Source organism: Thalassoglobus neptunius, assembly GCF_007859735.1.
GTDB lineage: Bacteria > Planctomycetota > Planctomycetia > Planctomycetales > Planctomycetaceae > Thalassoglobus > Thalassoglobus neptunius.
Genome location: NZ_SIHI01000004.1, coordinates 22,065 through 40,896, shown reverse-complemented (window position 1 = coordinate 40,896; position 18,832 = coordinate 22,065). Strand labels below are relative to the sequence as shown.

General features: G+C 52.2%; 8 protein-coding genes. 6 read left to right on the top strand and 2 right to left on the bottom strand.

The features are described from left to right. Positions 1–35 precede the first annotated feature (35 nt). Both KOR42_RS13225 and KOR42_RS13220 read right to left on the bottom strand, forming a co-directional pair. A complete protein-coding gene (locus KOR42_RS13225) occupies positions 36–2,576 on the bottom strand; it encodes a DUF1592 domain-containing protein (RefSeq protein ID WP_146510309.1) in 2,541 nt (846 codons plus the stop codon). Between the two features lie 2 nt (positions 2,577–2,578). Next, positions 2,579–3,859 (bottom strand): DUF1552 domain-containing protein, encoded by a 1,281-nt coding sequence (locus KOR42_RS13220; protein ID WP_146510308.1) that lies wholly within the window; start codon positions 3,857–3,859, stop codon positions 2,579–2,581. Positions 3,860–4,162: 303 nt separating this feature from the next. Here KOR42_RS13220 and KOR42_RS13215 point away from each other — a divergent pair, with 303 nt between their 5' ends. The 6 genes from KOR42_RS13215 to KOR42_RS13190 all read left to right on the top strand — a co-directional run bounded on the left by KOR42_RS13215 (position 4,163) and on the right by KOR42_RS13190 (position 18,826). Continuing rightward, complete coding sequence (locus tag KOR42_RS13215) at positions 4,163–5,107, top strand: SPFH domain-containing protein (RefSeq protein ID WP_146510307.1); 945 nt, start codon at positions 4,163–4,165, stop codon at positions 5,105–5,107. Between the two features lie 165 nt (positions 5,108–5,272). Continuing rightward, on the top strand, positions 5,273–5,452 hold the full coding sequence (locus tag KOR42_RS13210) for an Arc family DNA binding domain-containing protein (protein ID WP_146510306.1): 180 nt from the start codon (positions 5,273–5,275) through the stop codon (positions 5,450–5,452). 463 nt (positions 5,453–5,915) lie between these two features. Further along, a complete protein-coding gene (locus KOR42_RS13205) occupies positions 5,916–6,689 on the top strand; it encodes a hypothetical protein (protein WP_146510305.1) in 774 nt (257 codons plus the stop codon). A 243-nt stretch (positions 6,690–6,932) separates the two neighbouring features. Further along, the gene (locus KOR42_RS13200; protein ID WP_146510304.1) at positions 6,933–8,093 is read left to right on the top strand and encodes a hypothetical protein; all 1,161 of its coding nucleotides are present in this window, start codon (positions 6,933–6,935) and stop codon (positions 8,091–8,093) included. Between the two features lie 292 nt (positions 8,094–8,385). Next, positions 8,386–9,003 (top strand): RNA polymerase sigma factor, encoded by a 618-nt coding sequence (locus KOR42_RS13195; protein ID WP_197441149.1) that lies wholly within the window; start codon positions 8,386–8,388, stop codon positions 9,001–9,003. Next, positions 8,996–18,826 carry a VIT domain-containing protein gene (locus KOR42_RS13190; protein WP_146510302.1) on the top strand — a complete coding sequence of 3,277 codons (9,831 nt, stop codon included), beginning with the start codon at positions 8,996–8,998 and terminating at the stop codon, positions 18,824–18,826. The genes KOR42_RS13195 and KOR42_RS13190 overlap by 8 nt, the downstream gene beginning before the upstream one ends. Positions 18,827–18,832: the final 6 nt, after the last annotated feature.

The window sequence follows — 18,832 nt, the reverse complement described above, 5'->3', positions numbered from 1 at the left end:
GAACTCGCTTGTTCGAATCAACAATGAACATTGTGTCAGCGCGAACGGAACGGTTCGCTTAGAGCGACAAGCACGATGAGATCTCGGAATCCGTGGCCAGATTCGTCGAGTTCCTGAACGATGCGATCGATCGTCGGTCGATCGGTGGGATGAATCTCGCGGCCCATTGAGTAAGCCAGGAGTTTTCCTGTGAGCCCACGCAAAAACGTGTCGGGATGTTTTCTCAACAGTGTTTTGAAGTCGCGGACATCTTTGAACGACTCCCCGGTCGCCAGCTCTGAGGACGCATCGATCGGTTTTCCCTTGCCGTAGGAGTTTCGCCATCCCCCGATGGCATCGAAGTTCTCCAGTGCAAATCCGGGGGGATCGATTGAGCGGTGACAGTCGTTGCAGGCGGGATTGTCGCGATGCTTTTGAAGTTGTTCGCGGATGGTCGTTGTTCCACGCACATCGGGATCGAGCGGTTCGATATCCGGCGGTGGGGGAGTTGGAGGTGTTCCGAGAAGATTCTCCAGAATCCAAACTCCGCGAACGACAGGAGACGTGTCGATTCCATTCGCTGTGACGGTCAGCACACTGGCTTGACCGAGAAGCCCGCCGCGTCGATTGTCCTTGAGAGCGACCTGTTGAAAGTCGTACCAGTTTTCGAACTCAACGTCGATGTCGTAATGATCTGCCAGACGCTTGTTCACAAACGTGAAGTCCGAGTCCAGAAAGTTCAGGACGCTGAGATTCTCATCCAGAAGATGCTGGGCGAAGAAAATGGTCTCCTGACGCATCGCGCGGTCGAGGTCGTAATGATAGAACTTTGAAAAGTCTTTGCGGTCTGGAGGCGATGATCCAAGGTCCCGCAGTGTCAGCCAGGAACCGAGAAATCCATCCAGAAATTCGGAAGACTTCGGCGATTCCAGCATTCGCTCAACCTGTTCGCGAATGACCTCCTCTTTCAAAATCTCTCCACTATCGGCCAGTTGAAAGAGTTCTTCATCAGGCATCGAGGACCAGAGAAAATACGAAAGACGCGAAGCGAGCGCGTAAGCTGACAATTCTCCTTCTTCTCCTTCGTCGAGGTAAAGGAAATTCGGAGAGCAGAGGACTGTTTTGAGGCCATCGCTGAGGGCTTCAATGTTCGATCGTCCCGGTTGGCTTCTTGCATCGATCACGTCCACGATGCGGGCGATCTCTTCGTCCGTGGCGGGACGTCGGTAAGCTCGTGAAAGGAACTGATGCAAGTGCCGGTGCAGTTGGGCAGGCGGAAGATTTTCGGTTGCAGCGACTTCTGTCCAATCATCGCCCAGGACGACTTGTTGGCTCGGCTTGGGCCATTGCTTGTAAATCGGGCCCTGGATCTCGACTTCGTGAATCCGGATCTGCGGAAGTTTTCCATACTTGATGGCATTGAAGCGGGCTTCTACGATTCCCGGTCGCTTCTGCTTCGGAAAATCATCGGGATACTTGCGGATCAGTTTCGACCAAAGGTTCCGCGCATCCATCAAACCATTTTCAAACGTAAAGCGGGGGGTGTATCCGGCGTCGAGCCAGACGTCGACGCTGTACCACTCCTTCTTGTCCGCCAGATCAATGGCTGCGAGAAGCGGTTCGATTGGCTGGGGCTTGTGGAGATGACCGACAAGATGGTCGCCGGGCACAATTCCAAGACGCAGCGGTTCATCCGGATCGGTTCCGAGAAAATCGGGATCGTACGGATGCTTTCGATTCACAGCCTCAGCTAGGAATCGGATCTCATACACTCCGTCTTCGGGAACACCCTCCGCGAATGCGTGAATCGGCGCGTATCCGCCTTCGTGCTTGTCTGCTCCGCGAACGTCATATAAACGAAGGTGATCGAACCCGGTGACTTTGACGTGGACCTGATCAATCTCCTTCTGTTGACGAAATCCATCAGTGAAACGCCAAGTCTGAATCTCGGGTTGTTCCACTGGAAACATTGCTTTGTTCACAATGATTTCCGCAGCGTCGAGATACCGTTCCAGCTGATAACCTGAAATGACGAGCGATTCCCCGATGTTGTCGAGGTGGTCAACTGCGCGGTCTTTCGGAAATCCGTGAGACGGGTCGAAGATGAGTGTCTTGAGATTGAAGAGATCGCGAATCGTGTTTTTGTACTCGCGGGCATTCAGCCTGCGGAGTACCGTTTCAGATGGCGTGGGGCGATGCGTTTCATGGAATGTTGCAATCGCTTGAGTCAGCCATTTGATGGTCTTGCGAAGTTCGTCTGTCGATGGCTGAGTCTCATCGCTCGGCGGCATCGTGCCGAGATTGAGTTGATCGAGAATGTCCTGATAATCGGCCAGCGAATTCAGGTCCGAGATGTCTCCCGTGAGAACATCAAAGCGTCGCTCTCCACTTTGATCATCCGGTCCGTGACACGCGACACAGTACGAATTCAAAAACGGGCTGATCTCGTTTTTGAACTCAACCTGCTGACGTTTCAGCGAGTCGTTCAGGAGTTCCGATTGTTGAGCGGACTCTTCTGCCGGAGTCGTGTTAAGTGAAAGAGCGAGCGGACCAACAGCGAAAGCAAGAACGATTGCACATCGTTTCCAGATCGACATCTTTATGCGGTCTCCAGTCCAGAAAGTGTTCCCGTGCTCATGCTGAAGTTGTTCGTTTCGATTCCGAACTGCTGCAGCATCGAAAGGAAAAGATTGCTGAGCGGAACCTTCTTCGACGATTCGTCTGGATAGCTTTTGTACTCCCCGTGTTGGAATCCTCCGCCAGCCAGAATGATGGGGAGGTTGTGGTTCGTGTGTGAGTTCGCATTCCCCATTCCGCTTCCGAACAGGGCCATTGTGCTGTCGAGGAGTGTTCCGTCCTCGCCTGGTTCGCGAATTCCTTTGAGCGTGTCCAGGAAGCGGGCAAACTGCTCGACCTGATAACGTTCGATTTGAACAAGCTCGTCAATTTTATCATCGACATGACCATGATGCGAAAGCGAATGGTATCCGCTTCGAATTCCGAGGTCAGAAGCTGCAAAGCTTCCGCCGACTTCAATTGTTGCGACTCTGGTGGAATCGGTTTGTAAGGCAATGGCGAGCAGGTCGTAGATTTTGGGCAGGTCTTTCGTCAGCCCTTCGTTTTCCGGTTCGTCGAATGGAGCTTCCGGCTTTGGAATGTCTTGCCAGTATTGATCGAGCGCAAGTTTGCTTTCGACGTCACGAATTGATGCGAAATATTCGTCGAGTTTTTGCTTGTCCGTTCGGCTGATGCGTCGACTGAGCGAATTGGCGTCGTCGAGGACGGAGTCCAGAATCGAGTTTTGAAGTCGAATGCGGTCTTTCGCTTGAGCTTTGGTCTGTCCATCGTCGTTGATAAACAGCGAACGGAAGAGTTCTCGCGGACCGGGCATGGGAGGAATCCGGGTGCCGGTGCGGGTCCAACTCATTTGACATCCGCCGTGAAGCCCATCTTCGCTGCCGACGTTGAGTGAAGGGAATCGCGTTGCGGAACCGACAGCTTCTGCGGCTTTCTGGTCGAGGCTGATTCCGCCTTCTTCCATGCCTTTCGCGTCCGCAGCATTGACTCCCGTGAGGAACCCGTGAATCGCAAAGTGGCCACCTTTGAGTCCATGGTCGAGATTCGAAAAGAGAGTGAGGTCCGACCGATGCGCTGCCAGTGGTTCGAGCAGCGGGGTGACTTCGTAGTCTCGACCTGTCGATTTGGGCCAGAACGATCCTGGATACATCCCGAACTCGTTTCCGACACAGACAAGTCGGCGTGGTGCTTGAGAGGCGGTGTTGGACCTTGTCACGGCAGGCGCCATCGACTCCAGAGCAGGGAGTGCAATGGAGACTCCTGCGGCTTTGAGGAATGTGCGTCTTGGAAGTTGGTATGCCATGGTGCCAGCCTTGGTGGGAAAGTGCAGGTGGGAGGTTCGATCATATCAGGAGGCATGATTCCGTACACATTAGACTCGCAGATTCCCTTGGGAAGTCAAGACAAAGTTGCGTCGAGTTTGATGCGTCCGCCTCGAAATTCATCGGCAAGATGTCAGCGAAAAGTTCGCTTCCTGCTCCAATCCGGAAGATTCGTCAGAAATCCGTGAACCTCAACGGCGTCTTTCGCGTTTGCAAATTAGATAACAAAGTGATATCATATTGGTATCATCCATGGTTCGCCAATTTGAGAAAGGGTGTCAGTGATGATTGTCGAGAAAGAAGTTCAACCAACTTCCGGATGGGTGGTGCTGCCCATCATTTCAGCGTTGGTCTTTGGTGGGATTGGCTTGCTGGTTTACAACGCCAATGCCTATTCATTCAGCCTGACGATGTTGTTCATTGCGTTGTTAATGGTGTTGAGTGGGATTATTTCGATCTTCGGTTTTTTGGCGATTGCACCGAACGATTCACGGGTGCTTTTGTTGTTCGGTGACTATCGGGGTTCTGTCAAAACCTCGGGCTTTTATTGGGTGAATCCCTTCATGGCCAAGAAAAAGCTTTCGCTCAGGGTTCGTAACTTTGAGACCGGTTCGACGACAATTCCCGCTAAGAAAAATGAGGCAGGCATCGTGGTCGAGAAGGAATCTCACTCCAGTGGTCGTCCTTCGAAAGTCAACGATCGCGACGGAAACCCGATCGATATTTCGGCCGTCGTCGTGTGGAAAGTCGTCGACACCGCCGAAGCACTGTTCGAAGTTGACGATTATGAGCATTTTGTGCAGACGCAAAGTGAGTCTGCTCTCCGCGTTCTTGCAAGCCGTCATCCTTACGACAGCGAAGATCACGAAATCTCGCTGCGTGGGAATACGCTGGAAGTCTGCGATCAGCTGCAGCAGGACATTCAGGAACGTCTCGAAAAGGCAGGGGTTTCGGTGATCGAAGCTCGAATCAGCCACCTGGCGTATTCACCTGAAATTGCCGCCGCGATGTTGCAGCGTCAGCAGGCACAAGCGGTTGTTGCTGCCCGTACGAAAATCGTGGAAGGGGCTGTCGGAATGGTCCAGATGGCTTTGGAACATCTTCAACGGGACCAGATCGTGGAACTCGATTCAGAGCGTCGGGCAGCGATGGTGTCGAATTTGCTCGTCGTCTTGTGCAGTGACCGACACACTCAACCGGTGGTGAATGCAGGATCCATTTACCACTAAACTGTTCACTCAAATGTTGAAGGGTTGAACTGGCAGGAGCATTCAGCTCCTGCCGGAACGAGATGTGGGTTAAACGACCCTCCATCCAGAAATGATCCGGTTTTGATCGCCTTGAAACACAACGAAATGTGTTTGAGGCGCTACCGGATCGAAAGAGTCAAGAGTATGGCACGTGAGTCTTTTTTATTGAGAACTGACCCGAAACTCCTCGATGCATTGCGTCGCTGGGCGGATGACGATCTGCGAAGCGCCAACGGTCAACTCGAGTACATCTTGCGAGAAGCGCTCAAGAAATCGGGACGACTTCCGGAGCGGGAACCTCCCCCTTCGAAAGATAAAAAATAAGGAGGCTGCGAATCGTTGGTGAGTCAGCAGTCTCTCTCTCAGGACCGGTTCGGTTCTCTCAATCTCCTGAATTCGCTCTCAATCCGTCGGTGGCGGTCTGATCAGGCTGCGTTTCGTTCTTTCGAAAATGAAACGATTTCCATCTCAGCCGCATTCTGCATGTTAGGTTTGAGCGGATTGCATCTTTTTGAAGTGATCCTGAAACCTGTAAATTGAGTGTTCTTGGAGCATTATTTGATATCGGTTTGCACTCACTCGCACGAGCAAACTCAGCTTTTTATCAGACGAAACAGCGCGAGCGAGTGCACAGGAAAGAGCAACTTGCTCTCGAACACTTGGTGAGCCAAATGAGCGTTCAGGAGTCCGTTCCGAGTTCGTCTCGCGGACATCCGTCTGTCTTCTGAGTTCGCTCTTCACGTGCAAGATCAGCATTTAGAATGCTCTCAATGAGTCGGGGTACAAAATGCTCAAGCGAGCCATGAAGCGACAGTCTGCTCTTTTTGTGTGCTTAATCGCGAGCCTTCTGCACATCAGCTTCAGTCATCACGCCGATGCCGATGATCGCTCGATGCAGATCAAACAGGCGCAGATGAAACGAGACTTCGAAAAGCGAAGCCGCGAAATGAAAGCGGAATTCGAGAGAAAATCGAAGGAGATGAAAAAGAACTTCGAGCAGCGGAAAGCAGAGCGCGAATCTGCTTCGACCTCTTCTACCCGGACATCAGGGACTTCCAGTTCCTCGAACTCGAGTTCGCAGTCGACGCCAAAAGTTGCGTTCGATCCGTCAAAGGCTCCGTCTCCCGAACGTTGCCTTGCGTATTTTCTGGTTTCCGCTCGAAAAGCGACTTCGGTTCATGAGTTTCTGAAATACCTTCCGGACGAAAAACAGCAATCGCTGAAACGTCGTCAGGAACGTTACGATCCCGCCGACGTTCCACGCTCAAGAGAGTTCTTCCTGAAAAACAATCCGGATATGGACGAGGAGTCTCTGAAGTTCCTCACAAATCCACCGTTTGTGAATTCGCTGAACTATCACAAGCATCTTGCTGGTCGAGTGACGAAAATCACCGGTGTTGAAGTCGACGGAAACAATGCCAAGATTCGCGTTGAGGTCACTTCGGATGTGGTCGTGAATGGAATTGCTTATACGCGTGGAGCAGCAACGATCGGAATGGTCGGCGAAGGGTCGCTCTGGCGATTCAATTCTTACAGCGAAGATATCATGGTCTCGCGGTAAACGGGTTCTCGTTTGTTGAGACACCGACGAAGGATCATAGATCGTATTCGCCAATTCGCTTTCGAACTGCTCGCATGGAGTTCGTCCCGATGGCTCGTTTCGATCTGAGGAATTCCTGATCGAAAAACGGACTGAATGAAACTCTTCTTGCTTTCTACTCGTCAATTTTGGCAGAATCATAAGTGACTTGCTGGAAATTCTTCTGCAAGCATGAGTGTCGAATCCCGAATGGCGAGGTAGGCGATGCAGCGATGGAACTGTCTGGTGATCTTGTTGGGTTGGGGCGTCGTTGTTTGCTCTCCCATCGAATCGGAACGGTCGGCACTCGGTGATGAGAATTTCCGTACTCAGAAATCGGTGTCCGAAGCATCACGAATTTCCGAGAGTGCAGAGCCGCAGACCAGTCCCGCAGAGGATCGTCTCGTCATTTCTCCGGAGAAGAATGCAAACCAGCGCGGCAAGAAACTTCCCATTGGAAAGTTTTCAGCCCGGTATCCGCTGAAGCCGAATCAGATTTATACCGTCGCTGCAAAAGACTCTGCGAATGGCAGCGACAATGTGGCCACAGCATCCGATTCTTCTCAATCAATCCTGCTTTGCTATCCCGTCTCGTCTTCAAATGGATTCTCTCATAAGACGGTTTTGCTGTCTCCGGGGGATCGGTTTCGTTTTGTGACTCCGTCAAAATCGTCGAAGGGAATGACGCTGATGGCGTCACTGATTGATGTCACTTCAGAAGAACAGAACCTCAGCGAGATGGTTCTCACAATTCATTCCCAATCAATCATTGGCGAGGACGAATCCGCACAGCAGACGGGTTTTCTGACGCGAGCCGATCAAATCTGGAATCTCAACTTCGCGCTGCCAGCAGAGGGAGACGATCGCGAAGGTGTGGTCGGGGACGTCAATGATCACTGGAACTTTGTCGAGCATGGACAGACTTTCCTTGGAGGTCTCGCAACCGCAGATGGCGGGGCGACTGATGTTGAAGTCAACATCTCGGAGAACGATGGTGAATGGGGCATCGCGGGGGAGACCGGTCCGTATCATGCATACATCTACCACAATTGCAGATGCGTCGACCTTTCTCTTGAAGTGCGTTATCTGCCTGAAGGAACGTATGCGGTTTACGTGTTCGCACATGGCGACGCCCCTGATCAGAATGCAGCCATCGAAGTCGAATGTGCTGGAGTGAAGCTTTCCGGGAAATCGACTCTCAATGACGGAACCTGGAACTTTCGGGAACATCCATTTTCCGACGGAAATCAGTACGTTCGATACGTTGTCGATGTCCCTGCGGGCGAGCATCTCAAAATGACCAGTCGCCGGGATGGAAGTTCGTACTCAATGTTGAACGCTGTGCAATTCGAGCGGATCGGCGAGATTCCCAACGTGCGAAAGTAATGCTTCTCCTCTACGGAGAATTTGAGCTGTGCTCTCTCGTTTTCTGATGATCGCATGCGCGCCCGGAAAAAAGACGACTCACAGCGGCTGGCCTCGGGCGTGAACTGAGGCCGGTCCGTGAGCGTTTCTGCGTGGTGGTTGCTTCTTCAATGCGGGCCATTCCGAGAATTCCAGTCTCTTTTATGGAATTCCGCGACACTCTTCGGCGTCGAGTTCGTAATTCTCTCTAGGAACGGAAGCGATCACTTCAAACTTCCGTCGACCCGCCCGCAACGATTGCTTGGACGGCCATTTGAAGAACCCGACGCCCAGCCTCGCTCAGTCTCATGAAAACGATCTCGTTGCGCGAATTCGTTCTGGAGACCGAAGTGCCTGGGAGTATCTCTACGATCAACATTCAGTCGGAGTTTGGAAGTATGTCGCCCGATTGCTTGGAGAACCCGGCGAAACAGTCGCGGAGGTTGTTCAGGAAGTGTTTCTCGCTGCGATCAAGGGGATCGATCACTACGACGATCAAATTGGATCTGTCGGGCAATGGTTGACGGGAATTGCCCATCGGCAAGTTGCGGATCATTTTCGAAGAAAGGCGCGTCACTGCCGGGAGAAAGAACCAGCGGTTGTGCGCCATGTCGCGATGAACGCCCAACCGAATGAGGTGGCCGAGAATCCTGTCGCGGCTCTTCAACAGATTGAAGTTGCAGAGAGAGTCCGAATGGTCCTTGGTCAAATGTCGAGCGAATACGCTGCACTGTTGATGGCACGATATATGGATCGACGCAGCGTTCAGCAGCTTCAGGAATTGTTCGGAGGATCTTCGAATTCCATTCGGTCAAAGTTGAGACGCGCTCGAGCAGAGTTTCAGCGGTCCTATCTCCGTGTCGAGGAAAGTGGAGGGCAATCAAATGACTGACTCGTCACTCCCCAATCGTCGAGATGAAAACGATTTGTCCTCAACAGAGGAAGACCGCCAGATTCAGGAATTGCTGGGAAGCCTTGAACTGTCGGCTGCTGACGTTGATCTCAAACAGCTGAGCGAAATACGGAAAGCTGTCAGCAATTCTTTGAGCCGCCACTATTCGCAAGATGTCTCAAGCGAAAGATCAGTTCAAACGGCTTCTGTTTCGATTCACGATTCGGAGCCTCAACAGAAGTGGACGAAAACAGTGAGAACACTTCTCCTCGCAGCGACGACAGCATTAGCCATTGTCATCGGGTGGTTTGCAACAACTTCAAGCAGCCAGGCATCGCCTCTCACGCTGGGACAGGTCATTGACGAACTTGATCAAGCAGAGTCGCTGGAACTGACTGTCCGGAGAGGGAACGACATCGCAGAAGTTCTCATTTCGGAGTCGAGCCGCGTTCGGTGGCAAGACTCTCCGCTTCAGTATCAGATTGCACGTGGGTCAAGACTCTGGCAAGTTGAAGCTTCCGAAGATGAACCAATCGTCACGAATGTGTCGCGGAATCCGTGGCAGCGACACGATGGAAAAGTCGATGTTTTGTCGCTCATGGGAGTTCCACTTTCCGGCCGTGTCCGGGAGTTGAACGCACAACCTGATGGGTTTGACTCTTATGCGGGGACGGAGTGTCGCGTCTTCCGCACCATTATTCGAGACGCGGACAAATCGATGCGGTTGCAGGTTTATGTCGACGCCGAATCGAATGCGTTGAAGGGGCTGGTTCTCCGGGAATGGGGAAGCTCTTCAAAGAGTATGCCGCTTGGTGAACTGACTCTCGTTCAGTGGAATGTTCCCGTCGATGAAAAACAGTTTCGCGTTCCGGTTCATCTAAAGGAAGAAGACCGAATTGGAACGCTGACCGATTTTCAGGGGTTAGTCTCTCTCCGGCCATTGGGAAATCAACGTTGGACGCCGATCATCAGAAATGTCGTTTTGCGGGCAGGGGACTGGTGTCGAACTGATGTACGCGGGGCGAATGCGGTCACGTTGGAGATGCGTTCCGGAAACACGCTCATTCTTGGACCCGGATCGCTCGTCGAACTGATCTCAGAGACCGAAGTTCGTTTGGCTTCCGGATGGCTTCAGGTCTCGCATCTCGACGCCAACAGTTCCGAAATGACGGTTGTTGGTCCCGATCGCAAAAAGAGAATCGTCGATCAAGCGGGCAAACAACTGTTCCGAGTGGATGAAAGTAACTCAGTCGTCGAACTCACTTCGCAACCGAACTGGTTGGCCGGGTACGAAGGGACGGAAGCAGCTGACTCGGTCGGAGAACTGATCGTGGAGGTCGATGGGAGATCGACTCCGTTGACCGTCGGCGAACATCACGTCACGGTTGAAATTCGAGACCAGATTGCCCGAACGACCATTGAAGAGACCTTCGTTAATCACACGAATGCCCGACTCGAAGGGAAATTCCGTTTCCCATTGCCACAGGATGCTTCCATCAGCGGGTTCGGAATGTGGATCCATGGTGAATTGATTGAAGCGGACATCGTCGAAAAGCAGCGGGCGAGGGAGATTTACGAAACCATTCTTCGAGAGAAACGCGATCCGGGACTTCTGGAGTGGACCGGTGGCAACATCTTTCAGGCTCGCGTTTTTCCTATCGAACCGCATTCGGAAAAGCGAATCAAAATCACCTATACACAAGTCTTGCCGCTTCAAGGAGATCGTTTCCGTTACAGCTACGGATTGCGAAGCGAACTTCTGCAAAAGAATCCTGTTCGCAATTTGAGTCTCCGCTGTCTGATTCACTCGCGAGTTCCTCTCAGTGCTGTTGACTGTCCCACTCATCCGTGTCGCACGACGCTGACTGAGCACTCTGCGGAACTGGAATTCAGCAGCCAGGAATACCGTCCCGAGTCTGATTTTGAAGTCGTTTGCGATGTCAGCCAGCGAGAGAACGATGTCATCATGATTCCGCATCGTCGCGGAGATGATGGTTACTTCCTGCTGCAGCTAATGCCTCCGGACATCGGGGGAGAATGGTCTCGTTCAGTCATCGGGAACTCCGAACCGCTGGAAATCATTCTTCTCTGCGACACTTCCGGGTCGATCGACGAAGTGATGCGGTCGCGGCAATCAGAATTCGTTCGGACTTTGCTCGGAGCGCTTGGAGACGAGGATCGCGTTCTTGTTGCCACCACGGATGTGACGACTGATTGGCTCACGTCAGAGTTTGAAGTTCCTGATGCTGAACTGATCGCCCGTGTGGAAAAACAACTTCAGGAAAGAGTCTCGTTAGGATGGAGCGATCTTGAGCAGGCATTCGAGTTGGCCCTGCGAAGAGCCTCCGCAAATTCGCAGATCATTTATCTCGGAGACGGAATCGTCACGACCCACGAAAGTGACCCGGCCGAGTTTATTCAGCGTGCAAATCGGCTCGTTGAGAAGCACTTCTCGCAAGAACGTTCGCGAAACGAATTCAATAACACTCCCACTGTTCACGCGGTCAGTCTGGGCTCAACGTATGAGTCAACCGTTCTCTCGGGACTCAGTCGAATCGGTTCGGGATCGATGCGACAGATTTCAGGAGAGGTGACAGGCCGACATGCGGCAATCGATCTTCTGCAGGAACTGACTTCACCGGGGCTGAAGGACGTTCAAGTGGACTTTCACGGCGTACGAGTCGCAGCTGTCTATCCTGAGTCGCTTCCGAACGTCCCTTTGGGAACGCAACAAACGATCGTTGGCCGATTTCTTCCGACAAAAGAAATGCAGCACGGTCAGGTGATCGTCACGGGAATGCAAGACGGCAAGCCTGTGCGGTACGTGGCTCGCATTCAGATCGATCCGAGTGAAGACGGAAACTCATTCATCCCCAGATTGTGGGCTCGGGCTCATCTCGATCATCTCCTGCAACAGGGGACGACACAACAGATCCAGAACGAAGTGATCGCTCTGTCGGAAGAGTTTCACATCATCACACCGTACACGTCTCTGCTTGTCCTCGAAACGGATGAAGATCGCGAACGCTTTGGAGTGAAGAAGCGATTCGGGATGCGTGACGGAGAACGCTTCTTCGCCGACGGAAAAAGTGCTGCGACTGAGGAGTTGAAGCAAAAGCAAATGCAGACCGCCGGAAGCTGGCGGCTCGGGTTAGTGCGGCAATTTCAACAGTCCTTAAGCCAATACGGTCGAGGAAATGAAGACTTTAATTGGTTGTCTTCACTCCAATTGGAGGGGGAACTCGCCAACGAATACCTCGGCACAAGAGGCAGCTCGGTTCGATCTCCGGGACTTTCCGACAATCGCTTTTACTGGGGAGAGACAAGAGAGTATAAGCGCCCCAGCCGCTTAAATTTGATGTTTCGACAAGAGAATCGGGGTTTTCGGGACAGGGAGATGTACGAATCCCTACCGGACCCGGAACGTTTTGGACGGACGAGTGTTCGCTTCGAAAATGGTCGCGGACAGCCTGAAGGCTACTGGAGCGGAGGTCGACAGGAATCCATTTTGGGAGACCATGTTCAGTGGTTCGACGATCGCAGCGGGCTGTCGCTCGACAAGGGACTCTCGCTTGGCTCGGGAAGAGGCATTCAACTTCCTGCGCTGCGGCGACAGGAGTACTACGCCGGAACCAGAATTCAGTTTGTCGATGGCTTTGAGTACGACGGATACCGTGGCAGAGGTGGATTGGGTGTGGAAGCTCGGAGTCCCGGCCAAATCAACTTGTTCGTTCGTCCTGAGTTGTCGAGGAGGATGAGTCCAGAACAGATTCTCGGAAAATTTGCGTACATCCAGCAGGGTATTCATCGACAGCATCAATCTCAACTGTCATGGGTTCGTCTCTTCCCGCAATTCGATTTTGCACAACGTGTCGTTCCATCCGCGGAAAAAACGGAAACATGGTCTGATCAAGCCATCGATCTTGCTGACAGCCTGCTGCGAATCGACTCGCTCAATGCGTTGAGCGGAGGAATTCAGATCAAGCAGTCGGCTCGAAATTGGGATGATCGCTTTGATCGCCTTGTCCCGAAGAGCGAATACTCCGTCGTCTGGTCCTCTGAAGATTGGGCATCTCTGAAGAGCGGAGTCAATCACCAAGCGGTCGTTAACTGGAAAAGGGGAACGACCCGGGGAGTCTTTTCTCACGCTTTGCATCTCGGGCAGAAATTCGAAACCCCGGACGAATTTGAAGAGGGAACTCCGATTCCGCTTCAGGATTATTCACTGGCAAGTCTGTTGCAACAATACTGGAACTGGTCGGCAGATGTTGAATCGCAATCAGACGAGTCAACTATTCTGCGGCTGACTCATCCATCTGAACCAGTGATTCTGAAGTTCGAAATCGACCCGCAAAAGAAGGTGCTTCTGAACTGGGAGCGGATTCGCGACGGCGTCGTGGAAATGAGAGTCGAATTCCGAAACTTTGAACGGATCGCCGGACGATGGTGGGCCACAGAAGTGGAATCTTCTGATCCATCTCGACCGGAACATTCCCTGACAGTCACGAATTACGAGATCGCAGAATTCGAACGGTTTCAATTCGAATCGCAACTCGAAGAGATGATGCAAGGCCGCGAAGACGTTCTCGAGTTAACTCTGCCACTTCCCAAACTCTCCGTCGCGCGATCTGCTATCCAAGAGGGGAAAGGGACCGTCGAAGATCACTTCGTCATGATGTGTCATTACGGGGTGACGCAACGCTGGCCTCATGTCTTCGACCATCTTCGAGCACTCGAAGAACTCGCAGTCGATCAGAGAGGAAGCCGATGGATGCGGATTTCGATCGAGAAAGTGGCTGGCCGACACGAAGACGCTCGGCAAACGCTTGTTGAGATCCTGAAGCAGTTGGGAGAGTCAGCAAGCACGGAACAAGGACTTCGTCCGGTCGGCGAACTCGAACGAGTCAAACATGCTTTAGCCGAGGTCTATCCAATCATTGCGTGGCCTCCGTATCGCCCGGTCGTCGAAAACGTTCGGCCAAATTTCGCCCATCAACCGGACTCTCATTATGCCATGCTCGACTGGTATGAGCGGTGGCAGGCAGTGCTCAATCGGACGGATCAGGGCGGAGAAGAAATGGCTCTGTCGCGGAAGTTGACAGAAGAGTATCCGGGCAATGTTGATTTACAGATCTCACACGCCCAGCGACTGGCAGGAAACGGTCGGCAAGATGAGGCGGAGCAATTTCTAGCGGAACGCATTGATCTTGGAGACCATTGGCAAGAGGGGGAACGCATCCGCCTTCGTGAAAACTATGCAGACCTCTTGTCGAAGGCTGGGAAGTATGAAGAGTTGCTGACCTTCCTCGATCAATGGATGAACGTCGAAACGACTCCGTCAAGCGTTTACGCACGGTATCTTGCAGCCAAAATTTTTCTCGAACAGATTCAGGAGACGGAAGATCTCGCCCGAGAGTGGCTCGCTCTTGCCCGTCAGAAGGGAGAGTTGTCGCCACGGGATCGGAGGAAAGTCGACGCTGCAATCCAATTCGCATTCGGCGGAGGACACGGTCTCAACCGAGCAAATGGAATGGACAACAAGTGGTTGCCCGAACTCTTGCGGACAGCGACGTACTGCCTTGATCATGCGGACCGCCAAAAAATCGTCCCTGCGATTGCAGCAGTCGGTTCGTTTTCGGAAACCGATGAGGGAGACCGATTCCGATGGGAAGTTCTTCAGCGAATGCTGGCGAACGACGGGCTGACGCTCGATCAGTGGCAACAGTTTCAGACTTATCTCCAGCGAGGACGACTCCTTGTCATTGACGGTGATAACAATATCGCGATCCGACAAATCACGACCGAAGAATGGCAGACCATCAGAAGTCACAGCTACGAGCGTTGGAAGTCGGAATCCCGACAATGGGATCGTTATCTCCTGGGAGAGTCATTGCAAAAGCTTCTGGACGAACATTTCCCGAAGGAAGCACTCGAGTTTTACCGGGAACGGATTTCTTCCGGACCTACTGACTTCCGAAATTCAATTCGCAGTCAATTCTTCGATTGGCTTCTCACGAAACCGTGGACCCCGGAAATTGAGGACGAAGTCTTCGCTGTCTGGAAAGATCTGGCTGCAAGCGATGCGCCGCTGCCAACAAAGATTCAAACTCAAGTTCCGGCTCTGAAACGTTGCATCGATGCCCTGATTCAGAACCGAATTCAAAGCGAACAATCCCGGAATCAGGATCGCGGAGACCTTCAGGAACTCACGCGCAGTGAGCTTTTCGAACAACAGCAACAGGCCGTCGAGAATGCTTACAGAGAGCTCGCCGAGCGATTGAAAAATCTCGGCGAGAAACTTCGAGCGGACAACTCAGTGCTTGATGAATGGGTTGAACTGGAACGGATTCGCTTGAATGGAATGCTCGGTGAAGAGATTGATACTTCACTCACAAAGTGCTGGGGATTGATCAACGACCGCGATTTCCTCGACACTTCAGAAACTGACATCGATGAGTCGACAGAATCCAGTGAAGAGAGATGGACCCGATGGAATGACTTGCTGCTGCGAGAACGCGCGCTGCATACGGTGACTTCTCTGTCGCTTCACAAGTCGACGCCCGAGACGCAGATTCAAAAACTGTTGTCGTTCGTCGATGATCAGATTCAGCGAGCGGTGGAACAATCGAATCAGTTGGCGGAAGACATTGGCGAACAGGAACATGTCACTGACTTTGCCGAACCGTGGAAGCAGTTGAAGTTCCAGCTGCTAGTAGTCTTCGATCGACCTCAAGAGTTGATCACGCAACTCAAGCAATGGGCAGCGAGCACCACTGGGAACGTTTGGGATCGACACCTGACTCTGCTGCATGCGGAACAGGGAGAGATCGAAGCTGCGATTCAGCGTTATGAATCCATTCAGGAAAGTGGTGAACTGGATGCGAGCGAGCTGCGATTGCTCAGCGATTGGTATTTAATTGCAGGTGAAAGAGAACTTTCTCGCGAGACGCGATTCGATTCTTATCGGGCGATGTCCGAGAATGAACTGCTGCGGGATTTGAACACGACAACTCGCCAGATTCAGGGCGGACAATCGTCTACTGCGATCGATGATGACATGTTGTTGTGTCTTCAGGCATTGTCTGAAAAATCAGGATCAGCAAGCTCCTACTACGGTCGGCTGTCGCAGCTTTACGTTCTCACTCGCGACTTTCGTCTTCTGAAATTCGTCCCGGAAGCCATTCTTGGAACGACTCAACACCGGGTGTACGAAGGGTTGCGGAGTTTTCGAAATGTCATGCTGAACCAACTTCAGGAAGAGGCAACTGCTGACGAACTGATCGAGCACTTGAAAAAGTTGCAGCAACAAATTCGTAGCGGAGTTGTCCCGAGAGGTGCTGACAGCAACGAGAGATCGTTGAGTCTGGATTTGCGGGCACTGGATCTCATGGAAGCAATGGTCGAATGGAAAGCGGCAACCGTACCGAATCAGCCCGGATCGCATGCAAGAGCGGCTGCGGCAGCGCTACAGAGAGCATTTCAACATGATTGGGAAAGCGGCGAGCGCCTGCGGTACGCGAGTTACCTCTCGGAGTTTGAAACGCTCTCGCATCAATCCGCCGATCGTGACATCAGTCGACTTCGCGAAACGCGGGAATCGCAACTTCTTCGTCTTTATGAAGACTCTGAAGTTGGATCACACGAACGAGCAGAGATTGCGAAGATCTATTCGACTCTGCGCTTCCCTCAATCGGATCGTAAGCAAGATGCCCTCCAATTCTTCGAGAACGCACTCAATGAATTGGCAGACCGCAATGGCGGATTCATTCCATTGAAGTCGAACGGGCTCGTCCGAGCTTATGCCCAACTTCTGGAAGAAGACGGGAAGTTTTATGCGGCTGAGCAGTTCGTTCTCAAACAGCGAAACGTCCTCGACAATCAAGAACAACAATGGGTCTACGAAGAATATCTGACAGAACTCTACGACCGCGCACTTCGCCAAAACGCACGAGTGGGCCTCGCAAAACAATCAGAGTTGCCGCGTGCGGTACTCGATCGGCTTGAGAAACTTGCTGCTCAAGCGAACGAACGCGAACAGCGAGAGATCCTCTTGAAAATCTCGAACACCTTCGCCTATCTGTGCAGTCATTCTCAATCGACGAATGAAGACGTGATGGAGAGGTTTGAAAACTGGGCCAATCAGGAACTCCCGGAATTGCTTCGCCCCCTTCAATCGAATGATTCGAACATCATCAATCAGGTCGCCGATGATCTGTCGAGCTCTCTTCATCCCGCTGTGGCATTGGAGTTTCTGCTTGACCGATTCGAAGAGTTTCCGAAGTCGCTGATGTTCATGAGACAAGATCCGTGGGATCTGTTCGGGACGAAAATCGGAAGCCTTCGTGGACAGACACAGAGGAAATCCAAGGAGAGTGAACGGGAGCGAATTGCAATTATTGAACAGCGACTGCTGGAGATCGTTCTGGATCAGCTGCGAAATGAATTGATACAGCATCGATCTCAAAACCGTTCGATCACGCATCGATATTATGGTCACTTCTGGTCAGAGAAGACTGATGATTTCGTGAGAATGGCAAAGCAGGTCTTGAGAAAACGAAGCGAGTCTCCCCGGACGATCCTGTATACGGCCGAGTATTTGTTTGAAGGCCTGAATCAACGCGAAGCAGCAGCTTCAATACTTTCCGAAGCAGCTGACCGAGGATTGCTGGATCAGTCCGGGTTGAGAAAGCTGGTCGACTATCTTCACGTAATCGACCAATATCGAGAGTCCATTCCGACACTGAAAGAACTTCGAAAGCAATTTCCGGACGATGTGAATCTGTGGGTTCAACAGATTCGCGCACATGCTCGAATTGGTGAATGGCTGGAGACAGAAACTCTGCTCGCAGAAGCTGAGGAACACTTTCATCGTTCCGGGAGATGGGTCGAGCAAAACATGATTCCGCTTGCCAACGTCTTCCACGAAGTCGGCAGTCACAAACTTTCGGCTCAATTCTACGAAGAGGCGATCTCCCTGCATCAGCGGTCGCAACCCGATCGAGGAATCGGGAACGGAGTGCTCTCGGGGTATTATCGAGAACTTGCGAACGTTTATGTTCGACTTGAGGAGCCGTTGAAAGCGTTGCATGCAGCCAGTGGAGCGGTGGTCAGTTGGGGACATGATCAAAACAACCGTGACGCAGCAATCGAGAACCTCCGAAAGATCATCGCAAAATTGTCCGATCTCGAACTTGTTGTTGAAGAACTTGATTGGCGGGCCGACGAGTTCGGAGCAGATAGTCCATTGGTCCGCAAGGAAATCGGAAGTGTCTGGCTGCAGAACGAGAAGGTCTCAAAGGCCATCGAACAACTGCAACTCGCGGAAGAACTGTCACCAGACGATAACGAAATTCAAACAATGCTCATCAAAGCGTTTGATGCCACCGGCAATCAAACAGACGCAATCAAGCAACGCCTTATTCGAATTGATCGCAATCGTCATGACCTGGAAGCTTACATAGACCTCGCGCAGCGTTCCGGAATCGATCCGCTGCTTGCAGAACGAGCGGCAACATCAATCGTCGAATCAGGGCCCAATGACCCCAAGACTCATCAGCAGCTGGCAGAGTATCGAATGAGTCAACATCGATGGTCGGAGTCGCTCCCGCACTGGGAACGCGTCATTGAATTGAATCGAAACGATCCGGCGGGACTAATCGGACGAGCGAATGCGGAGATTGCCTTGGGAAATCTGGAAGCTGCCCATGAAACACTTCGGCTCATTGAGTCCACGGACTGGCCTGATCATTTCGAAAACGTTGATGACGAAATCAAAATCATCCGTGGACTCTTAGACGGCCAGCGAATCGAAACGTTCTGGTAGGACTCC

Bases quoted from the DNA above. Each gene is read 5' to 3' on its own strand.
- KOR42_RS13225 (WP_146510309.1), bottom strand. From the start codon at position 2,576: ATGTCGATCTGGAAACGATGTGCAATCGTTCTTGCTTTCGCTGTTGGT.
- KOR42_RS13220 (WP_146510308.1), bottom strand. From the start codon at position 3,859: ATGGCATACCAACTTCCAAGACGCACATTCCTCAAAGCCGCAGGAGTC.
- KOR42_RS13215 (WP_146510307.1), top strand. From the start codon at position 4,163: ATGATTGTCGAGAAAGAAGTTCAACCAACTTCCGGATGGGTGGTGCTG.
- KOR42_RS13210 (WP_146510306.1), top strand. From the start codon at position 5,273: ATGGCACGTGAGTCTTTTTTATTGAGAACTGACCCGAAACTCCTCGAT.
- KOR42_RS13205 (WP_146510305.1), top strand. From the start codon at position 5,916: ATGCTCAAGCGAGCCATGAAGCGACAGTCTGCTCTTTTTGTGTGCTTA.
- KOR42_RS13200 (WP_146510304.1), top strand. From the start codon at position 6,933: ATGCAGCGATGGAACTGTCTGGTGATCTTGTTGGGTTGGGGCGTCGTT.
- KOR42_RS13190 (WP_146510302.1), top strand. From the start codon at position 8,996: ATGACTGACTCGTCACTCCCCAATCGTCGAGATGAAAACGATTTGTCC.